General features: G+C 68.0%; 19 protein-coding genes. 6 read left to right on the top strand and 13 right to left on the bottom strand.

Going from position 1 to position 20,159, the window contains the following annotated elements; all coding sequences use genetic code 11:
- Positions 1-86 precede the first annotated feature (86 nt).
- Positions 87-854 carry a polysaccharide deacetylase family protein gene (locus KCG34_RS02810; protein ID WP_211938886.1) on the top strand — a complete coding sequence of 256 codons (768 nt, stop codon included), beginning with the start codon at positions 87-89 and terminating at the stop codon, positions 852-854.
- Here the strand turns inward: KCG34_RS02810 and KCG34_RS02805 are convergent.
- The gene (locus tag KCG34_RS02805) at positions 851-2,155 is read right to left on the bottom strand and encodes a hypothetical protein (protein WP_211938885.1); all 1,305 of its coding nucleotides are present in this window, start codon (positions 2,153-2,155) and stop codon (positions 851-853) included. The genes KCG34_RS02810 and KCG34_RS02805 overlap by 4 nt on opposite strands.
- A gap of 56 nt (positions 2,156-2,211) precedes the next feature.
- On the bottom strand, positions 2,212-3,432 hold the full coding sequence (locus KCG34_RS02800; protein ID WP_211938884.1) for a Yip1 family protein: 1,221 nt from the start codon (positions 3,430-3,432) through the stop codon (positions 2,212-2,214).
- 168 nt (positions 3,433-3,600) lie between these two features.
- Between KCG34_RS02800 and radA the strand changes: the two genes are divergently transcribed.
- Genes radA through KCG34_RS02775 form a run of 5 tightly spaced genes read left to right on the top strand, consistent with a single transcriptional unit; the run spans position 3,601 to position 8,917 of the window.
- Positions 3,601-4,968, top strand: a complete 1,368-nt coding sequence (gene radA, locus KCG34_RS02795; protein WP_211938883.1) for a DNA repair protein RadA — start codon at positions 3,601-3,603, stop codon at positions 4,966-4,968.
- Positions 4,969-5,020: 52 nt separating this feature from the next.
- A complete protein-coding gene (locus tag KCG34_RS02790) occupies positions 5,021-5,647 on the top strand; it encodes a CvpA family protein (protein ID WP_211938882.1) in 627 nt (208 codons plus the stop codon).
- Positions 5,648-5,661: 14 nt separating this feature from the next.
- The gene (gene purF, locus KCG34_RS02785) at positions 5,662-7,137 is read left to right on the top strand and encodes an amidophosphoribosyltransferase (protein ID WP_211940696.1); all 1,476 of its coding nucleotides are present in this window, start codon (positions 5,662-5,664) and stop codon (positions 7,135-7,137) included.
- Between the two features lie 37 nt (positions 7,138-7,174).
- Positions 7,175-8,158, top strand: a complete 984-nt coding sequence (locus KCG34_RS02780) for a bile acid:sodium symporter family protein (RefSeq protein WP_211940695.1) — start codon at positions 7,175-7,177, stop codon at positions 8,156-8,158.
- A gap of 9 nt (positions 8,159-8,167) precedes the next feature.
- Positions 8,168-8,917 (top strand): SDR family NAD(P)-dependent oxidoreductase, encoded by a 750-nt coding sequence (locus KCG34_RS02775; RefSeq protein ID WP_211938881.1) that lies wholly within the window; start codon positions 8,168-8,170, stop codon positions 8,915-8,917.
- Here the strand turns inward: KCG34_RS02775 and der are convergent.
- The 11 genes from der to KCG34_RS02720 all read right to left on the bottom strand — a co-directional run bounded on the left by der (position 8,883) and on the right by KCG34_RS02720 (position 20,124).
- Complete coding sequence (gene der, locus KCG34_RS02770; RefSeq protein ID WP_211938880.1) at positions 8,883-10,478, bottom strand: ribosome biogenesis GTPase Der; 1,596 nt, start codon at positions 10,476-10,478, stop codon at positions 8,883-8,885. The two genes, KCG34_RS02775 and der, sit on opposite strands and share 35 nt — an antisense overlap.
- Before the next feature lie 19 nt (positions 10,479-10,497).
- Positions 10,498-11,841 carry a PQQ-like beta-propeller repeat protein gene (locus KCG34_RS02765; protein WP_211938879.1) on the bottom strand — a complete coding sequence of 448 codons (1,344 nt, stop codon included), beginning with the start codon at positions 11,839-11,841 and terminating at the stop codon, positions 10,498-10,500.
- The gene (locus tag KCG34_RS02760) at positions 11,838-12,593 is read right to left on the bottom strand and encodes a tetratricopeptide repeat protein (protein ID WP_211938878.1); all 756 of its coding nucleotides are present in this window, start codon (positions 12,591-12,593) and stop codon (positions 11,838-11,840) included. Before KCG34_RS02760 ends, KCG34_RS02765 begins: the two co-directional genes overlap by 4 nt.
- A 103-nt stretch (positions 12,594-12,696) precedes the next feature.
- A complete protein-coding gene (locus KCG34_RS02755; RefSeq protein WP_211938877.1) occupies positions 12,697-13,077 on the bottom strand; it encodes a hypothetical protein in 381 nt (126 codons plus the stop codon).
- Positions 13,070-13,657 (bottom strand): RNA polymerase sigma factor, encoded by a 588-nt coding sequence (locus KCG34_RS02750; protein WP_211938876.1) that lies wholly within the window; start codon positions 13,655-13,657, stop codon positions 13,070-13,072. Before KCG34_RS02750 ends, KCG34_RS02755 begins: the two co-directional genes overlap by 8 nt.
- A 26-nt stretch (positions 13,658-13,683) precedes the next feature.
- The gene (locus tag KCG34_RS02745) at positions 13,684-14,082 is read right to left on the bottom strand and encodes a DUF6249 domain-containing protein (RefSeq protein ID WP_211938875.1); all 399 of its coding nucleotides are present in this window, start codon (positions 14,080-14,082) and stop codon (positions 13,684-13,686) included.
- A 153-nt stretch (positions 14,083-14,235) separates the two neighbouring features.
- Entirely contained in the window at positions 14,236-14,595 is a 360-nt protein-coding gene (locus KCG34_RS02740) for an ArsC family reductase (protein ID WP_211938874.1), read from the bottom strand.
- A 63-nt stretch (positions 14,596-14,658) separates the two neighbouring features.
- Complete coding sequence (locus KCG34_RS02735) at positions 14,659-16,041, bottom strand: alpha,alpha-trehalose-phosphate synthase (UDP-forming) (RefSeq protein ID WP_211940694.1); 1,383 nt, start codon at positions 16,039-16,041, stop codon at positions 14,659-14,661.
- A gap of 105 nt (positions 16,042-16,146) precedes the next feature.
- Positions 16,147-16,884 (bottom strand): trehalose-phosphatase, encoded by a 738-nt coding sequence (gene otsB, locus KCG34_RS02730; protein ID WP_211938873.1) that lies wholly within the window; start codon positions 16,882-16,884, stop codon positions 16,147-16,149.
- A complete protein-coding gene (locus KCG34_RS02725) occupies positions 16,881-19,025 on the bottom strand; it encodes an amylo-alpha-1,6-glucosidase (RefSeq protein WP_211938872.1) in 2,145 nt (714 codons plus the stop codon). The genes otsB and KCG34_RS02725 overlap by 4 nt, the downstream gene beginning before the upstream one ends.
- A 10-nt stretch (positions 19,026-19,035) precedes the next feature.
- On the bottom strand, positions 19,036-20,124 hold the full coding sequence (locus tag KCG34_RS02720) for a glycosyltransferase family 4 protein (protein WP_211938871.1): 1,089 nt from the start codon (positions 20,122-20,124) through the stop codon (positions 19,036-19,038).
- Positions 20,125-20,159: the final 35 nt, after the last annotated feature.

The following is a 20,159-nucleotide window of genomic DNA, read 5'->3' as shown; positions in this document are numbered from 1 at the left end:
CTCATACCGCTTTTTCTGAAACCATCTCACCGCCGGCGCGCCCTGGCAAATGCGGTGAGCGGGGAACTCGACTATGACTGGGGGCCATGACCCGAGATTCGGCCGAGTTCGAAAGGCGCCACACCCTGGTGGGCAAGCTAGGGCGCGAAACGGCCCGCCTGGCTGCACGGCGCCCAGCCTGCAAGGCGCCGCCTCGGGCGATGGTGTCCTTCACCTTCGACGACGCGCCGGCCACCGCCGCCACCTTCGCCGGCGCACGCCTGGAGGCCGCCGGCTTTCGCGGGACCTATTTCGCCTGCGGCGGCTACATGGACGGCATGGATGGGCCCCTCGCACCCTATGCCGACTGGTCCGCCGTCCGGGCCCTGGCCGCCCAGGGGCACGAGATCGCCTGCCACACACACGGTCACAGGAACTGCGCGGTGATCGGGCCGGCGGAGGCTGTCGCCGAGACCGCGCGCAATCGGGAAGCCTTCGAGCAGCATGGGCTGTCGGCTCCGACGACCTTCGCCTATCCATTCGGCGACCTTTCTGCGGGGGCCAAGGCGGCCCTGGCCCCGCATTTCAACCTGCTCCGGGCCACCCACGCGGGCCTGATGTCGAAGGGATCGGACCTCAACCAGGCCCCCGCTGTGGCGATCGAAGGCGCGGCCGCTGCCCGGACCGGGATCACCTGGCTGGAGCGGGCGATGGCGGAGGGCGCCTGGCTGATCCTCTACACCCACGACGTCGCCGAAGCCCCCTCCCCCTACGGCTGCACGCCCGCAGCCTTCGAGGCGGTCGTAGGCAAGGTTCGCGAACTGGGCCTGGAGGTCGTGACCATGGCCGAGGGGGCCGCGCGCCTCACCGCCTAGCGCGCCGATCGCAGGGTCCGCACGATCGTCCAGAGGCCCGCCAAGGCTGTGACCGCCACCCCGATCGCGACGGCCCAGAGTGCGCCCAGAAGGTTCGGCCGAGCCAGGAGGAGGTCCGCGGCGAGACCAATGAAGCTGATCGCTGCGCAGACCGTGAAAACCCGGACTTCCCGCGCCCGGCCTACATGACCGACGAGATGCGATCCGGCCTGAAATCCCACCCCGGCGATCAGCGCCAGGGCGAAGGCGGGGCCGGCGCCCGCGGGCATGACGTTGTTCTTGGCCAGAAGGGCTGAGAACAGCCAATGTTCCTGCAACACCAAGGCGGCGGCCAACACCGCCACTGGCGCCGCGCTCAGGGCCAGCACAACCGCTACTGTCCGTGCTGCGGCGTGGCCTCGTCGCTCCAGGACAGCGCGCGAGACGCTGGGCAGAGCGATTTCGCTGAAGTTGCGGGTGACGGTCAGGCCGACGCGCAAGAGCTTCATGCCTGCATCCAGGGCGATCAGCGCCGGGCCGACCCCGAAGCGCAGGGTGAACAGGGCGTAGGGGCCATTGAGGGTCAGCCACTCGGCGAAGGTCGCCTGCACCGAGGTCCAGAGCTGGCTCAGGTGTTCCGCCAGGACCGCGGCGGACAACCCGCGCGGCCAGGCGAACAAGTCGCTGTCGCGCCCGACCCTTCGCATCAGCCAGGCCTGGGAGATCACCGCCTGGGCCAGGATCAGGACGGCGAACGCCAGAAAGTCGTGGCTGAACCATAGCCAGGCCAGGGTGACGGCGTTGGCGATGCGGCGCAGCAGGCTCGCCACCTCGAAGCCGATCGGCCGCTCCACCGCCAGCATGGCCATCTGCAGCTCGAAGAACCACAGATTGGACAGGGTGTTGAAGGTCGAGAAGGCGGCCAGCGCCATATAGGCCTGGAGGCCCTGCGGCGCGGCCAGAAGCGGCCCAAGAACGCCGGCCGCCAGCATCAGCGCCTGGCTGACATGAAAGGCTAGGCCTACCTGAGGCAAGCCCCGCGCGCCCGCCCCGCCGACCACCTCTCGCCGCACGACGACGAAATTGGCCCGCGCGACCGCCTGGTTCACCGGCAGGAGATAGAGGCTGAGCGTGGCGACGAAGATGGTCTGCGAAAACAGCCGCGCGTCCAGGGCCCGGGCGAACACCAGGGTCTGGCCCAGGGTGTAGAGCATGTTCACCCCGGCGTTGCCGGCGTGCAGGATCGGAAACGGCTTCAGGAGGGCCGCGAGCCGCCCGCCGGCGCGCGCTTCGGGTTCGGTTGTCGACTCGCTGTCCCCCATGGCGTCAAGCCATAGCGGTCACGGCCCGCCCGGTCGAACCTTCTCGCGCGATCCGGTCAGCCGCTGTGGCCCATGCCTTCCAGGCGACCGAAGCCTACCGCCGAGACGGCCCCCTTGAGCTGGTCGATGGAGACATGATCGCCCTCGGCCTCGACCACGAATCGGTCGGCCACGATCACCGAGTAGCTGCCATGCTTGCTGGAGCGGTCGAAGTTCTCGGTGGTCATGCGCCCATCGACCTTGCCGGTCTTCTCATAGCCGGTCGCGGTTTCGTGCGAGGCTTCGACGTTGAAGGCGCCGCCCATGGCCGCCAGGCCCGCCGCGGTCCCCAGGTCGGAGACCTTGAGCGTGATGCGGCTGTCGCCCTGCGTATAGGTGGCGTCGGCATGGGAGGCGGAAAAGCCACCGGCGGCGCTGCTCTCGGCGGACAGGTCGGTCCGTGGATAGCCGGCGACGCTGTCGGGCAACAGGGCCTTCAGCGCGTCCGGGGCCACGGCCTTGATCGCGCCTGCGGGCGGCGGTTGACCGTTCTCCTGCGCCTTGATGGCGGCGCTGGCGATCTCCGCCTGCTTGGCGGCGGCGTTCAGCTTGTCCATGTCGACCGAGGCGCCGCCCGGCAGGTGCATGGAGCCGGTCAGTTGGCCGCCATGCGGCAGGCCGCCGCCCATCAGGGCGAAGGGCATGGTCACCATGCCGACCACGACGCCGGCGACGATGTAGAGCACGATGGCGACCACGACCGAGACCGCCGTGTAGCCCAGCGCCTGGTCTTGCGGGGCCTTCATCAGCTTGGGCAAGCCGAGGTAGAGTAGGTAGAGGCTGTAGAGGCCGCCCAGCAATGTGACGACGCCGAGGAACGGCAACGCCAAGAACACGCCGCTCACCCAGGCGGCCGTATAGCTGTAGACGGACACCTTGAAGGCTTGGATCGGGTTCTTTTCACCACCGAAATTGCCGGCCAGACCGTCGATCACCAGCGCGATCAGATAGAGCATGACCAGGCTGAACGCATAGGTCAGCACCGCCTGGCTCGCCATGAAGAAGATCGACGGCCGGTAGGAAACGCCGAACATGCCGTAGCCGAACACCACACCGTGGATCAGGCGGGCGAGCGGCGGGATGGCGGCCAGGATCACGGCGTAGCCGGCATATAGCCCGCCGACCGTGGCGGTTTCGCCCGCGATCTTGTCCCATTCGTTTCTGGGATCGGTCAGGATGCCTTTGACGCGGCTGACCAGGTCGGACGACCCGACCGAACTGGGTTGGGTGAGGCTCATAGGTTGTCCCCCTTTTCGAGATCCCCCTCTAGGGCAAAGATTAGGCACATCCTGTGACAGCTGACACCCGAAAGATTCACGTTATCCGAAGTCAGTTGAACCGGGCTGGAGCGTCCGACTCAGGACAGATTGCATCCCTGTCCCTCTCACCCCACATGACGCCCCTTCATGGCTCGCGACGGCGCAACCTATGTCTGTCAGTCCTGCGGGGCGGTCCACGCCAAGTGGGCTGGCCAGTGCGTGGCTTGTGGCGCGTGGAACAGCCTGGTTGAAGAAGTGCAGAGCCGCCCCCCGGGGGCGTTGGCCCCGGCCAAGGGCGCGAAGGCCCGCGGCCTGACCTTCGAGACCCTGCTCAGCGAAGCCCCCGCCCCGCCGCGCATCACCACGGGGGTGGAGGAATTCGACCGGGTATGCGGCGGCGGGGTGGTGCCAGGTTCGGCCATCCTGCTCAGCGGCGATCCAGGCGTCGGCAAGTCGACCCTGCTCCTGCAGGTCTGCGCCACCGCGGCCGCCAATGGCAGCCGGTGCGCCTACATCTCCGGCGAGGAGGCGATCGAGCAGATCCGCGGCCGGGCGGCGCGCATGGGTCTGGCCCACGCGCCGGTGAAGCTGGCGGCCGAGACGGCTGTCCGCGACATTCTGGATGGCCTGAAGCGCGAGGCGTTTGATCTTGTAGTGGTCGATTCTATCCAGACCCTGTGGAGCGATGCGCACGAGGCGGGGCCGGGCTCCGTCACCCAGGTCCGCGCCGCCGCTGGCGAACTGGTGCGGCTGGCCAAGAAACGAGGCATCGCCATTGTCATGGTCGGCCATGTGACCAAGGACGGCCAGATCGCCGGCCCTCGGGTGGTCGAGCACATGGTCGATGCGGTGCTGAGTTTCGAAGGCGAGCGCGGCTATCCCTTCCGCATTCTGCGCGCGGCCAAGAACCGGTTCGGCGCCACCGACGAGATCGGCGTGTTCGAGATGGGCGATGCGGGTCTGCGCGAGGTCAAGAACCCTTCGGCCCTGTTTCTCAACGAAGGCGGCGAGCGAGCCGCGGGCGCGGCGGTGTTCGCCGGCATCGAAGGATCCCGGCCCGTCCTGGTCGAGTTCCAGGCTCTCGTCGCGCCCAGCGCGTACGGGACGCCCCGCCGGGCCGTGGTGGGATGGGATTCTGGCCGCCTGGCCATGGTGCTGGCGGTGCTGGAGTCCCGATGCGGGCTTGGATTCGGCGCCCGTGACGTTTATTTGAACGTCGCCGGCGGCCTGAGGATCAGCGAACCGGCCGCGGACCTCGCCGCCGCCGCCGCCCTGGCCTCTTCGGCCCTGGATGTGGCCCTGCCGCAGGACTGCGTGGTGTTCGGCGAAGTCAGCCTTTCGGGCGAGGTTCGCCCGGTCAGCCGCATGGAATCGCGGCTGAAGGAGGCGGCGAAACTCGGCTTCGGCCGCGCCCTGGCGCCGGCTGGACCTGCCGAGGCTTCGCCCTTCGCGATGACGAGCGTGGCCCGTTTGGCCGATGCGGTGCGCCGCATCGGCGAGGATGTCTGGGATTGAGCAACCTGCCGACCGATCAGCCTGAAGGGATTTCCCCAGGCGAGGTGCGGCCGTGACCCTGTTCGACTTCATCGCTCTGGTGATCCTCGGCGTCTCCACCCTGGTCGGCCTGATCCGCGGCGCCCTGCGCGAGGTGACGACGGTCGTGGCCTTCGTGGGGGCGGTGTTCATCGCCCTGTTCGCCCTGCGCTTCACCGCGCCCATGGCCAAGGCCGCAATCCATCCCGCCTGGGCCGGCAACGCCGTAGCCGTGGTGGTGGTGTTCCTGGCCGCCTACCTGCTGCTGCGGGTGATCGCAGCGGCCGCGACGCGCAGCGTGCACCAGACCCAGGTGCTGGGGACCGCGGACCGGCTGGTGGGCGGCGCGTTCGGCCTGGTGCGGGGGCTGGTCGCCCTCGGGCTGATGACCCTGCTGTTCCATGCTGCGACCCCGCCCGAGCAGGTGCCGGACTGGATTTCCAAGGCCAAACTGCATCCCCTGGCCGAGGTCTGCGCCACTGCGCTCAAGACCCTGGCGCCCAAGGGCCTGTCCATGGCCCATCAGCTGACCCCCGCCATCACCAGCGCGGTGAAGGGCGGCGATGGGTCGCAAACCTCTGACAGCGAACAATCTTCCGATTCCGGTTATCATCACGCCGCTCGGAAGGGCCTAGACGACGTGGTGGAGAAATCCCCTTGAGCCAAGAGACCTCCATGCCCCTCGCCCATCCCTGGCGCGATCCTGACGATGACCGGCCCCGGCTGGAATGCGGCGTGTTCGGCGTGTTCAGCGTCGAACAGGCCAGCGCCGTCACCGCCCTCGGCCTCCACGCCCTGCAGCACCGCGGGCAAGAGGCCTGCGGTATCGCCTCGTTCGACGGCCAGCGGTTCCACTATGAAAAGCATATGGGCCATGTGGGCGACGCCTTCGCCGGGGCCGACCTTGTGGACAGGCTGCCGGGCGCCTCGGCGATCGGCCACACGCGCTACTCCACCGCCGGCGGCAGCTTCATCCGCAACGTCCAGCCGATGTTCGCCGACCTGGAGGCTGGCGGCATCGCCCTGGCTCACAACGGCAACCTGACCAACTTCCTGACCCTGCGCGAGCGGCTGGTCTCTGAAGGCGCCATCTTCCAGTCGACTTCCGACTCCGAGGTGATCCTCCACCTGATTGCGCGATCCCGAAAAGCGCGGGTGGTCGACCGCTTCATCGACGCCCTGGCCCAGATCGAGGGCGGTTACGCCCTGGTGGCCCTGACCAACAAGAAGCTGATCGGGGTGCGCGATCCCCTGGGCATCCGCCCGCTGGTGCTGGGTGAACTGGACGGAAAGCCCGTGCTGGCGTCGGAGACCTGCGCCCTCGACATGATCGGCGCGCGCTTCGTGCGCGACATCGAGCATGGCGAGATGGTGGTCTGCTCCGACAAGGGCATCCAGAGCATGCGCCCCTTCCCCGCCGCCCAGGCGCGCCCCTGCGTGTTCGAATATGTCTATTTCGCCCGCCCCGACAGCGTGGTGAACGGCCGCTCGGTCTATCAGGTGCGCAAGCGCATGGGCCGAAGGCTGTTTGAGGAGAAGCCGACTCCGGCCGACGTGGTGGTGCCGGTGCCGGATTCCGGCGTGCCGGCGGCCCTGGGCTACGCCCAGGCCAGCGGCCTGGCGTTCGAGATGGGCATCATCCGCAACCACTATGTGGGCCGCACCTTCATCCAGCCGACCCAGGGCGTGCGCGAGCTTGGCGTGCGCATGAAGCACAGCCCCAACCGAGCGGTGCTCGAGGGCAAGCGTGTGGTGCTGATCGACGACTCCATCGTGCGGGGCACCACCTCGCTGAAGATCGTGCGCATGGTGCGCGAGGCGGGCGCGACCGAGGTGCATCTGCGCTCCGCTTCACCGCCGATCATGTATCCGGACTTCTACGGCATCGACATGCCCGATCGCGACAAGCTCCTGGCCGCGCGGCATTCGCTGGAGGAGATGGCCAGCTTCCTCGAGGTCGACTCCCTGGGCTTCCTGTCGGTCGAGGGCCTCTACTGGGCGATGGACGCCGGCCAGCGCGACGCCGAGCGGCCCCAGTTCACCGACCACTACTTCACCGGCGACTATCCGACGCGCCTCTTGGACCGCGAGATCGCCGAGGGCCGCAACGACCTGGTCGAGCGGCAATTGTCCTTCCTCGTCAGCGCCTGACACCGTGGCCGGCGCTGTGGCGGCCGTTCGCGGCCTGATGCGCCGGCTCAGGCTGGACGGCTACATCCTCGCGCTAATGGCGACGGTCGGGGTGGCGAGCCTTTTGCCCGTCCGCGGCGAGGCCGCCTTGGCGCTGGGCTGGGTGACCAAGGTCGCCATCGGGCTGCTGTTCTTTCTTCATGGCGCGCGGTTGTCGCGCAACGCGGTGATCGCTGGCCTGGCCCACTGGCGGCTGCACCTGACCGTCCTGGCGGCCACCTTCGTCCTGTTTCCTGCCCTCGGCCTCCTCGCCGGCCTGGCCCCGCCGAGCCTGCTCAGCGCGCCGATCTTGGCTGGTGTGACCTTCCTCTGCTGCCTGCCCTCGACAGTACAGTCTTCCATCGCCTTCACCTCGATCGCCCGGGGCAATGTCGCGGCCGCGGTCTGCGCCGCCTCGGCCTCGAACCTGTTCGGCATCGTGCTGAGCCCGCTTCTCGCCAGTCTGCTGCTGCGTTCGCACGGCGGGTTCTCGCTGGACTCGGTCTGGGCCATCGTCGCCCAGCTGTTGGCCCCTTTCGTCGCCGGCCAACTGGCGCGGCCCTGGATCGGAGAGTGGGTCGACCGGCGCAAGGCCATGCTCGGCCTGTTCGACCGCGGCTCGATCGTCCTGATCGTCTATACGGCCTTCAGCGAGGCGGTGACGCGCGGCATCTGGCGCCAGGTTTCAACGCTGGAGATCGCGGTCCTGGCGGCGGCCTGCCTGGTCATACTGGGCGTTGTGCTGGCCGCTACCGCCTTCGGATCACGCGCCATGGGGTTCTCCCGCCCCGACCAGATCACCATCGTCTTCTGCGGCTCCAAGAAGAGCCTGGCCAGCGGCGTGCCCATGGCCTCGATCCTGTTTCCGGCCGGCCAGGTAGGGCTGATCGTGCTGCCGCTGATGATCTTTCACCAGATTCAGTTGATGGCCTGCGCCTTCCTGGCGCAGAAGTACGCCGAACGCGCCGAGGTCAGCGAATCCGGCGCTCTGAGCGTGAATTAGGAAGACCCTGTGGCCGACCAAGACTCTCGTCCCCTTGCCGGGCGCATCGCGCTCGTCACCGGCGCCACCCGCGGCATCGGCCGAGCGACCGCCCTGGCCCTGGCCGGCGCCGGCGCCCACGTCATCGCCACCGCCCGCACCCAGGGCGGCCTGGAAGAGCTGGACGACGAGATTCGCGCCCTGAGCGGCGCCCCGGCGACCCTGGTCCCACTGGACCTGATCGACGGCGACGGCATCGACCAGCTGGGCCTGGCCATCCACCAGCGTCATGGCAGGTTGGACGTGCTGGTCCACGCGGGCGCCATGCTGGGCGGGCTATGGCCGGTCTCGCACCTGGACCCACAACAGTGGGACCGAGTGGTGTCGGTCAACCTCACCTCGAGCTATCGCCTGATCCGGTCGATGGAGCCTTTGCTACGCCAGTCCGAGGCTGGCCGGGCCCTGTTCCTGACCACCGGCGCGGTTCCGCGCCCCCGCGCCTTCTGGGGCGCCTATGCAGCGACCAAGGCCGGCATGGTCACTCTTGTGCGCTGCTGGGCCGACGAGATCGAGCACACCAAGATCCGCGCCATCCTGGTCGACCCGGGCGCCATGCGCACCAAGATGCGCGCCGAAGCCTTCCCGGGCGAAGATCCCGAGACCCTGCCCGGGCCGGCCGAGATCGGCCCGATGATGGTGGAGCTGGCCCTGAGCGAGCCTGGCCTGCCGAGCGAGCCGGTGCTGTTCAGCGCTTGGAAGGCGTCCCGCGCGGCGACCTGACGCCGGGCCGGCCCGCCGGCTTGGTCTTCATAGGCCGCCCAGCAGACTTGCTGGCCTTGGATTTGCCGCCCAGCTTGACGCCGGTCGAACTGCCGCCTGGGTTTCCGGACGCCTTGGTCGGCTTGGCGGGCTTGGCCGACCGGGGAGCCTTGGCCTCCAACTTCCGCTCGCCCATGGCCTTGCGCACGAAGGCCGGCGCCGCACGCGCCGCCGGCGCTCCGTCCTCGCCCTCGGCATAGGGGTTACGGTTCGACTTCACCGTCACCCGGATCGGCACCCCTGGCAGGTCGAAGCTCTCGCGCATGGAGTTGATGAGGTAGCGACGATAGCTGTCGGGCAGCTGGTCGGCGCGGGAGGCGAACAGGACGAAGGTCGGCGGGCGGGCCTTGGTCTGGGCCATGTATTTCGGCTTGATCCGGCGGCCATTCACCGCCGGCGGCGGATGCCGTTGCACCGCCATGGCCAGCCAGTCGTTGAGGTCGCGGGTCTTGATCTTGGTCGACCAATCGGCGTGGGCCTTCAAGACCGCCGGCATCAGCCGCTCGACGCCGCGGCCGGTCTCGGCCGACAGCGCCACCACGGGCGCGCCGCGCACCTGGGGCAGCATGCGTTCGGCATGCTCGATGAAGGCTTTCAGGCGGGCCTGCGGGTCTTCGATCAGGTCCCACTTGGCCAGCACGAACACCAGCGCCCGCCCTTCCCGCTCCACCAGGTCGGCGATCTGCAGGTCCTGAATCTCGAACGGATGGGTGGCGTCCATCACCAGGATCACCACCTCGGCGAAGGTGATGGCGCGGATGGAGTCGTGGGTGGAGAGCTTTTCCAGTTTCTCCTGCACCCGGGCTTTGCGGCGCAGGCCCGCGGTGTCCACCAGGCGGATCTTGCGCTCATCCCAGGTCCAGTCGACCGGGATGGCGTCGCGGGTGATGCCGGCTTCCGGTCCGGTCAGCAGCCGGTCTTCACCGACAAGCCGGTTGACCAGGGTCGACTTGCCGGCGTTGGGGCGTCCGACGATGGCGATGTTGATCGGCTTGCCGGCGTCGTCTTCCTCGATGTCGTCGAGGTCCGACGGCGCCAGGGCCAGGATGGCGGCGTACAGGTCCGCCATGCCCTCGCCGTGCTCGGCCGAGATCGGGATCGGCTCGCCCAGGCCCAGCGCAAAGGCCTCGTTGGCTCCCGCCTCCCCGGCCCGGCCTTCGGCCTTGTTGGCGCAGACGATCACCGGCTTGTCGCGCTTGCGCAGCAGTTCGACGAACACCTGGTCCAGCGGCGTCAGGCCCTCGCGGGCGTCCATGACGAACAGGGCCAGGTCGCATTCGTCCAGCGCCTGCTCGGTCTGGGCGCGCATCCGCGCTTCCAGGCTCTCGTCGGAGACGTCTTCGAAGCCGGCGGTGTCGATCAGGGTCAGGTCGAGGTCGCCCAGCCGGCCTGCGCCGTAGCGCCGGTCGCGGGTCACGCCCGGCCGGTCATCGACAATGGCCAGCTTCTTGCCGGCCAGCCGGTTGAACAGCGTCGACTTGCCGACGTTAGGCCGGCCGACGATGGCCAGCTTCAACGTCATGGCCTGATCCTTCCCTGCCTCACCGTATTGCGATCAGCTCAGCCGCCTGGCTGACCACATAGAGGTTGCCGCCGACCGCGATCGGATTGAGCAAGGCGGGCGAGCCGATCTTCAACCTGCGCTCTGCGGCCCCGGTCTTGGCGTTCAGGGCGACGGCCTCGCCGGTGGTCGAGACCACCACAACTCGATTGTTGGCCAGGATCGGGCCCGACCACAGGCCGCGGTCTTTCTTCTTTTTCGCGCCCTTGTTCATGTCGGCGATCCAGTAGATCTGCCCGGAATCGCGCGAGGCGCAGATCACCTCGCCCGCCGTGTCGGTGACGTAGACCACGTCGCCCGCCGGCCAGGGGGTGGAGACCGAGGTCACCGGCAGCTCCCAGCGCTGGGCGCCGGTGCGCAGCTCGACGTCGGTGAACACGCCCGAGTGGCTGACCGCGAACACGTCGCCGCGATAGATCACCGGCCGCCCGGGAATGTCGCGGATTTCGGACAGGGCGCTGTTGCGGTTCGACTTGGACAGCACCAGGCTCCACAGGCCGGTGCCGTTCGCGGCCTGCAGGGCCACCAGTTCGCCCGACGCAAAAGAGGCCACCACTGCGTCGCCCGACACCGCCGGGCTGGTGGCCGCCAAGATCCTCGCCGGTTCGCTGAGGGCCTGGTAGGTCCAGCCGGTCGCGCCCGTTGCAGCGTCGAAGGTCAGCAGGTTGTCGTCTACCGATTCCACGATCACGCGACCGCCCGAAACGGTCGGGGCCGCATGCACGGGCGCCTCGGTCTCCTGGCGCCAGATCTCTTTGCCGCTCGCGGCGTCGACCGCGGCGACGAACCGATAGCCGGAGCTGACGAACACCCGTCCGTCCGCATAGGCCAGGCCGCCGCCGAAGCCTTCCTTGTTGCGCTTGCCGCGCCGGGCCATGTCGGCGCGCCAGACCTCACGGCCGCTGGCGGCGTCGTAGGCCGAGACCCGGGCCGCGCCATCCATGACGAAGATCTTGCCGTCGGCGGCGACGGGCGGGGCGGTGATGTAGGTCTTGCGCTCGGAGCCAGCGCCGATCTTGGCCTTCCAGGCGACCGCGAAGTCCTTGCCGGCGTCGACGTTTTCGATCGCCTGGTCGACCACGCCGCCCGGTTCCGGCCAGGCCTGCTGGGCGGCCGGCGGCGGCAGGTAGAAGTCCTGGCCCTTCAAGGTGTCCGAGATCTTCAGCGACTGATCGAAGGCGATGATCGGGATCCGCTCGCCCTTGCCGTGATACTTGCTCTTGGACCCGCCGCCCGCGAACGGATTGTGGAAGTGGCTGCAGCCGGACAGGGCTACGCCCGCCGCCAGAAGGGCGACGAGGCCGAAGCGATGATCGATCTTCATTGGGCGGCTCCCGCCTCTGGAGACTGTTGGGCAGGGGCGGCAGGTGGCAGGGCGAGGCCCGGCGGAAGCGCGTTCGCAGCCTTGACCGCATTCGGGATCGCCGAGGCGGTTCCGCCGTCGATCAGCACGATGGCGGCTTGGGCGCGCTTCTGCAGATCCTGCGGCGCGTCCAGCATGGTGGTGATGACCTTGAAGTCGGCGCGGGCTTCGGCGGTCTTGCCCTCCTTCAGCTTCAGCATCGCCAGAGCTTCATAGGCCAGGGGCCGGAAGGGGCGCCCATTTTCGGCCAGAGGGGTCAGCCGCGCTTGCACGTCCGCGTCGCTGGCGGTGTCGAACAGGGCGTAGGCCGCCTTCAGCCGCGCGGCGTCAGCCAGCATGGGGTCGGGCGATACCTGGGCGGCCTGGTCGAACAGGACGACGGCGCCCTTGGCGTCGTTGTCGGTCATTTTCACGCCGGCCTGCTGCATCAGGGAAAGGGTGCGATAGATCGCCGAACCGCCCTCGCCTGCCTTCGCGAATTGGGCGGCGGCGCCCTTTTCATCGCCCTTCTGCAGGGCCTCCAGGCCCGCGGCATAGGCGGTCGAGGCCTTCTGCGCCCCCTGCTCGCGCCAGTAGGTGTAGCCCCAATAGGCAAGAGCCAGGGCAAGGGCGAGGCCCAGCCCGCCCAGGACCCACGGAACCCAGGTTCGCGCCAGAGATCTATAGCGGTCGGAGCGAAGCTGCTCTTCGACCTCTTCAAACACATCGACCACTAATAAGGACTCCGGGTCCGGCAGTGAGGATTCAGAGGCCGGGAACCTATAGCGTGAGACGCGCCGCCGCAACGCGCCGCTTGGACAATCCGTACAGGCCCGCTCACAGGTCGCCGATCGTCCGCAGCACGGCGAAGCCGAACGCCACCGCCGCCAGGCCGATGGCGACCCAGATAAAGTCCTGGCCGAAAGGCATGCTGTCGCCGAACAGGTGGGTCGGCACGTGGTTGGCCATGGCCAGGGACATCACCCGCGCCGACTGGGTCGACAGCACCTGGGCGCGGCCGATCACGCCCGAGGCGGCCAGCTGCACCACGGCGATCAGCCCGCCGAACACGCCGAGGCCGCCGATCAGCAGCCGCCGCAGCGCCCAGGCGCGATCCAGGCGGTTCTGCACCTTTCGGGCGAAGGCCTCCGCGTCGCCGAAGGCCGGGGCCTCGGCGAACAGCCGGTCCAATCGGCCGTCGAATTCCAGATCAGCCATGCAACTGGCTCCCCGCCCCGTCCTCGCCGGCGCTGAGGCGCGCACGGAGTTTATCCAGACCACGTTTGACATGGGATTTGACCGTTCCCAGTGGCGCATTTAAGGCGTCCGCCGCCTCGGCGTGCGAAAGTCCGCCGCCGTAGCAGAGGCTGACGCAGAGGCGCTCGGCCATGGTCAGGCATTGCAATGCCTCGTCCAGGTCCAGTCGGCTGGCCACGCCGGCTCCACCATCGAAGGCTTCGCCATCAGGTTCCGGCGTCTCCGCCATCAGGTCGATTCGCGCCTCGCGCCGGCGGCGCTTGACGTACTGGCGGGCCGCGATCCGCTTCACCCAGATCTGGAACGGGCCTTCCCCGCGGAACTCGGAGATCTGTTCGAAGGCGGCCAGGAAGGCGTCCTGGGCCACGTCGTCGGCCAGGCCGGAATCGGCGCCCATGCGGCGCAATAGGCCGCGCACAGCCGAGCCGTGCCGGCGCACCAACTCGCCGAACGCGGGTCTGTCCCCTGCCGATGCCAGCGCCGCCAATTCCACGTCATGGCTCGAAGCCAGAATGGTCGGCCGCGCTCGTGCGCCGCTCATGGGCGCTCTCCTGTCAGCGCGCCAATTCAGGCCTTGGGTTTGTCACGATTGAGGATGGCCATGACCACATAGCCGAGGCCGATGAAGCCGGGGAACGCCGCCAGACCACAGAGGAAGCCGACCATGTCGCCATCGCCGGTCAGGCCACCGATCAGGCCCGCGGCTCCAAGGGCCAGGGCGATGGCCACCAGCCAGACACCACGGCGCATGTCGTTCGGCGGCGTGCGCGGCCGGCCGGTGTTCAGCGTGTCCAGTAATTCGGACGACACCGGCTGTCCCTTCTCGACCATCAGCCGCAGGGTGTCGTGCAGTCGCTGTCGCTCGCGGCTCTTGAAATAGGAAATGATCCAGATCGGCCCGACGATCACCGCCACGATCATCGCGACGCCCGCCAGCGGCACAAGCACGTTCGCCAATTCGCCCATCACCCTTGCCCCTCATTCCCGAGTCGAACACAGCCTGATCGCTGCTTCATCTGATGGGAAGTGCCCTGGTGATGCCCGTTCGGATGCAGAAAAGCCCATGAAATCTTAGTAATCCCCAGGTGGCCCGCGCTCGAAGGCGGCCGGCAGGAATATCTAGCGCTCGCCGAACGCCTTTGCGTACTGGTCCGGCTTGAACCCGACCAGAAGGCCGCCTTCCCGCTCGATCACCGGGCGCTTGATCATCGATGGCTGGGCCAGCATCAAGCCGATCGCCTTGTTGCGATCGATGTTCTGCCGGTCAGCGTCCGGCAGCTTGCGGAAAGTCGTGCCCGCCCGGTTCAGCAGAACCTCCCATCCGACGGCGTCAGCCCAGGCCTCCAGCTTCGCCCGCTCGACGCCAACCGCCTTGTAGTCTTGGAAGGCATAGGCCACGCCATGGCCGTCCAGCCAGTCGCGGGCCTTCTTCATGGTGTCGCAGGCCTTGATGCCATAGACGGTGACGGGCTTGCTCATGGCGGGCTCCTGGGCTGGCCAGGTAGGCTGTAGAGCCCTGCGCGGGAGTCGCCTAGCCCCGCTTCAGGCCGCCTCGCGGCTAGGGGCCTCCAGGGCCGAAACGAAACTGTCGCGCCAGGCCGCGATGTCCGAACGCCGCAACCCGTCCATCAGCGACTCCCAGCGCCGGCGACGCTCGTCCTGCTCCATGCCCAGAGCGCGCCGGAGAGCCTCGGCCAGCTCCTCGCGGCTGAAGGGATTGACGATCAGGGCCTCGGTCATCTGCCGTGCGGCGCCGGCGAAACGTGACAGCACCAGCACGCCCGGATCGTCCGGGTCCTGGGCGGCGACATATTCCTTGGCCACCAGGTTCATGCCGTCGCGCAGCGGGGTGACCAATCCCACCTTGGCCGCGCGATAGATCCCGGCCAACTCGGCCCGCGAAAAGTTGCGGTTCACGTACTGCACCGGCGCCCAGTCCATGTCGGAATGATCGGCGTTGATCCGTCCAGCCATGGCCGAGATGCGGGCCCTCAGGTCCTGATAGGCCTCGACGCCTTCCCGCGAGGTGGGCGCGATCTGCAGGTAGAGCACCTGGCGGGCCATGCCCGGATTGTCGGCCAGAAACTGGGCGAAGCCGGCCAGGCGTTCTTCCAGCCCCTTGGCGTAGTCCAGCCGCTCGACCCCGACGATCATTGAGCGGAACACGCTGTGCGCGGCCATGCGATCGTAGGCGCGGTCCGCCGCTGGGGAGCGCGACAGCGCCACGAAGTCTTTCAGGTCGAGCCCAATCGGGAACGCCTTGGCCTGCAGGTCGCGCCCGAAAGCGTGGAGAACGCCGTCGTCCTTACGAAGGCCGGAAAGTTCGTCGAGCACATAGGCTTCGAACGCCCGCAGCCATTCGTCGGTCTGGAAACCCACCAGATCATAGGCGAACAGCGACTCCACCAGCGCCCAATGCCGCGGCAGAGTGGTCAGGAGCTGCGGCGCCGGCCAGGGGATGTGCAGGAAGAAGCCGATCCGGTTCTTGATCCCCAGGTCGCGCAGGCAGCGCCCGAGCGGGATGAGATGATAGTCGTGCACCCAGATCAGGTCACCCGGCCTGACTAGCGGCGCCAGGGCGGCGGCGAATCGCCGGTTGACCCGCTCGTAGCCCTGGCCGAACGAGCGGTCATAGGCGGTCAGGTCGATGCGATAGTGGAACAGCGGCCACAGCGTGCCGTTGGCGTAACCGTTGTAGTATTCTTGATAGTCGGTCTCCTCCAGGTCGAGGGTGACCGTGGCGACACCATCCGTCGAGTGATGGTTCAGCGCGCCGGTGAAGGTCGGCGTGGTCTCGCCACTCCAACCGAACCAGAAGCCAGAATATTCCCGCAAGGCCGCCGCCAGAGCGACTGCGAGCCCGCCCGCCTGGTCGCTCCCGTCCGGCGGACTGACCCGATTGGACACCACAATGAGCCGGCTGATCGCTGAGTCTCCCGCCAAGACCTGAATTGGCCGCTGCTGAGACAAGCCGCACGCGGGTGGAGAGGTTCCGCCTCAACGCGGCCAACACGGGAAATTGCTTGGGGTTCAAGCTTCGGGCGATAGCCACGCCAGCACCGCCTCGACGTCCGCGAGGGCGTAGCGGGCGCGGGTCGGCCGGCGCGGCCCCACAATCACGCCGTGCCCGCCCAGCCGCTCGGCGCCGGCGAAGCCATCCTCGTCCGTCAGATCGTCGCCGACGAAGATCGGCCTGCGGCCAGCGAACGGCGCCTCGGCCATGAAGGCGGTCACGGCTTCGGCCTTGGTCGCGCCTGGCGGACGAAGCTCGACCACCATGTCGCCAGGCTGCACGGTCATGCCGCTTTCTCGAGCCAGGACTTCAGCCAGCTCGACGCAGAACTCGGCCAAATTCGGCGCGGCGCGAAAATGCAGCGCTGCGGAGACCCGCTTGTTCTCCAGAAGCAGCCCCGCGCGCTGCTGACAGGCCTTCCTCAGTCGCTCGAGCACCCAATCGGGGATCGGCTCAGTCTCGATCGATACGACGCCTCCATCGGCTCCGCGCCGGACGAGGCCGTGGGTCGCAGACACGGCTGGCGGGACGCCGCCCAGTATCCGGTCGAGCTCATCCAGCGACCGGCCACTGACGATAGCAAGCGCTCCGTCGAGGCGCTCGCCCAGCTCGGCCAGAATCTTGGCGCGTGCGGGATCGGGACCCACGTCTTCGGGCCGCGGCCTGATCTCGGCGAGCGTGCCGTCAAGATCCGCGAACAGGGCCGTGCGCGAGACGTCCAGGGGCGGCGGGGGCGTGAGCAGCGTGCGGGTCAACTCTGCAGCACCACGGCGATCGAGCGGTCCGAGCCCGCCTCAGGCGTGACGGACACCCCGCCTTCGTGCCGGCGCAGGCTGAGGCTGACCCTGGCGTCGCCGATTTCGATTCCCTGGAGTGTCAGCCCCTCGACGCCCATGGGCAGCATGGGGCGGATCAGCCGCACCTCGCGGCGCGCCGCACTGATATTGATGCCGAGGCATGCCTGGAGGATCAGGAACACCGAGGCCGCCGCCCAGGCCTGGGGTACGCAGGCCACGGGATAGGCGATCGGCGGCTCGCCCATCTCGCGCGCAAAACCGCAGAACAGTTCGGGCATGCGCAGGTTGAAGGTCTGCGACGCCTGCAGGAGGTCGTCCAGAAGCTTCACCGGACCCAGCCGCTCGCCATAGCGGGCCATGCCGGCGATGCAGAGGCTGGTGTCGTGCGGCCAGACCGAGCCGTTGTGATAGCTCATCGGATTGTAGCGCGACGCCCCGACGGCCACCGTGCGCAACCCCCAGCCGCTGTCGAAATCAGGCGAGCGCAGGCGGCGGATCACCTGTCCCGCCCGGTGCATGTCCGGCAGGCCGGAGAACAACAGGTGGCCGGCGTTGCTGGTTTCGGTGGCGCAGAGCTCGCCCTCCCCGTCGATCGCAATGCCGTAGTAGCCGTGCTCCGCCATCCAGAACCGCTCCTCGACCCGTTCTCGGAGCACCTCGGCCTTGCGGTTCCACACTTCCGGGTCGTCCTCGGCCAGGCGTTCGGCCATCTGGGCCATGGCCCGGTAGGCCGCATAGGCGTAGCCCTGCACCTCGACCAGGGCCACGGGCCCCTGCGGCAACCGGCCATCGGCGTGGAAAACCGAATCCTCGCTGTCCTTCCAGCCCTGGTTGGTCAGGCCGGATTCGGCCCCGCGCTGGTAGTCGATCAGGCCGTCGCCGTTGGAATCGCCATAGGTCTCGATCCAGGCCATGGCCTTGCATACCGCCGGCCAGATCGCATCGATCAGGGCCACGTCGTCGGTGCGCTGCAGATAGGCCCCGGCCAGGGCGACGAACAACGGGGTGGTGTCGACCCCACCGTAGTAGAGGCCGAACGGCACCTCGCCCAGGGCGGCCATCTCGCCCTTGCGGGTCTCGTGCATGATCTTGCCCGGCTCGCTGTCCTGAAAGCGCGACATGGCCGTGGCCTGCCGTTTGGCGAGATAGGTCAGCACGCCCTTGGCCAGGGACGGATCCAGCCAAAGCATCTGCCAGCTGGTCAGGATGCCGTCACGGCCGAACGGGGTCGAGAACCAGGGTATGCCGGCGAAGGGATAGGCCCCGGTCTCCAGGTCCGTGGTCAAGAGGGAGATGTCGGCCCTGGACTGCTCGATCCAGGCGGCGAAGGCGTGGTCGGAGCAAACCAGGCCGGCGCCCCGCCTCCGCCGCTCGACGATGGCGCGTCTGGCGCCTGAAACCGCTGCGGCGAACCGCTCGGCCGACGGAACCTCGTCGACAAGTTGGCCCGCCTCGATATGCAGGTCCAGGCGCCCCTCGGACGGCAGAGAGAACATGAAGTCCGCGCGATGTGTGGTCATTCGCCATGGGGGCTCGGAAAAAACCAACGCGCTGCGCCGCGTCTCACCGTCCAGGCCCTGGTAGCCGAACACGGCCCGCCGGCCGTCGGTGTCTGTCGGGAATAGCTGCCCCCGCGCCGGACGCTTGACGCCGCGCACCTCGAACATGTCGGCGAAGTCGGCCGCATAGTCGAACGAGATCGGCAGCATGACCTCGTCCAGGCCGAAATTGGTGCAGCGGATCCGCTCGAACATCCGCCCCCGCCAAAGGGTCCGCTTGCGCTCTATGTGAACCACGCCGCGCGGCGTGTTGCGCTCCCCGACCGGCGGCAGGGTGCGGTTGGCGCCGTGACAGGTGAAGACGGCGTTGTCCTTTGACAGGCCGTGCGACAGCGGCGCCGGCTTCACATCGCCCACCAGGAACACGAATTGCGAGAGGATGCGCGTGTCGTTGTCGAACATGCCGTCGGCGGCGCCGACAATGTCCCCCTGGCTGTCGGCCACCAGAAAGACACCGCCGTCCTTGAGCGACAGCAGTTCGGCGCTGGTGGTGACCGCGCTCTCTTCGACCGTGCCGACATGGCCGGAGTGATCGTCCATCGGGCGTCGTCTATGCAATCCTGACGAGCGGGGCCTTGGCGGAGGGAGCGCTGGCCTCGGGGGCGAATGGCTGGCGCGCGAGCCGCTCGGCGTAGAGATCGAGGTATCCGCGCGCCATCGCCGCGGCCGAGAAACGCCGGTCGAACCGCTTTCGAATTTCGCGCCGGTCCAGCCGCCTGGCTGCGCGGACCGCCTCCATGGCGCCGCGCACGTCACGGACCACAAATCCCGTGACGCCATGATCGACCACCTCGGGCGCCGAGCCGCAATCGAACGCGATCACGGGCGTGCCACAGGCCATGGCCTCGATCATCACCAGGCCGAACGGTTCGGGCCAGTCGATCGGAAACAGCAGCGCCTCCGCGCCGCCAAGGAAATCGGACTTTTGCGCCTCGTCGATTTCGCCCACGAACTCGATCAGGGGGTGGTCCAGCAAGGGTTCGATCTCGGTGCGGAAATAGATTTCGTCATCCACACCGATCTTGGCGGCCATCTTCAGCGGCATGCCCAGCGCCTTGGCGATCTCGATCGCCCGATCGGGCCGCTTTTCGCGCGACATGCGGCCGAGGAAAGCCAAATATCCCCTAGGTTCGGGGCTGAAGCGGCAGCAGTCAGGGGCCAGGCCGTGATAGACGGTGCCGGCCCAGTTGGCGAAGGGCATATAGGTGCGCTGGGCGTTGGAAATGGACACCAGGGGGAACTTCGCCCAACGGCGATAGGCGCCCCCCAGGTCTTTGGCGTCCATGCGCAGATGCAACGTGGTCAGGGTGCGCCCCGCTACCTCCTCGAACATCGGAAAGTGCAGCAATTCGGTGTGGAAATGGATGATGTCGAACCGGTCCTGCGCCTGGCGCAGCCGGTCCAGCATCGACATGTGCGCTGCGAGATCCGATTTCCAAGGCGCCGGGTCCAGACGGATGGCCCGGTCGCGCATGGGCGCAAGAACGGCGCGGGTATCGGCGTCCGCCGCAGCGAACAGGGTCACTTCGTGCCCGAGATCAACCAGGGCGTCGCAGAGATAGGCGACCACGCGTTCGGTGCCGCCGTAAAGCTTTGGCGGAACAGACTCATACAACGGCGCGACCTGAGCTATGCGCATCACCTAACCTCCTGAACACACAACACGACCCCTTT

This window comes from Phenylobacterium montanum (assembly GCF_018135625.1).
Taxonomy (GTDB): domain Bacteria; phylum Pseudomonadota; class Alphaproteobacteria; order Caulobacterales; family Caulobacteraceae; genus Poindextera; species Poindextera montana.
Note: the sequence above shows the minus strand (reverse complement) of the source record. Positions and strands in the feature narration are given on the sequence as shown.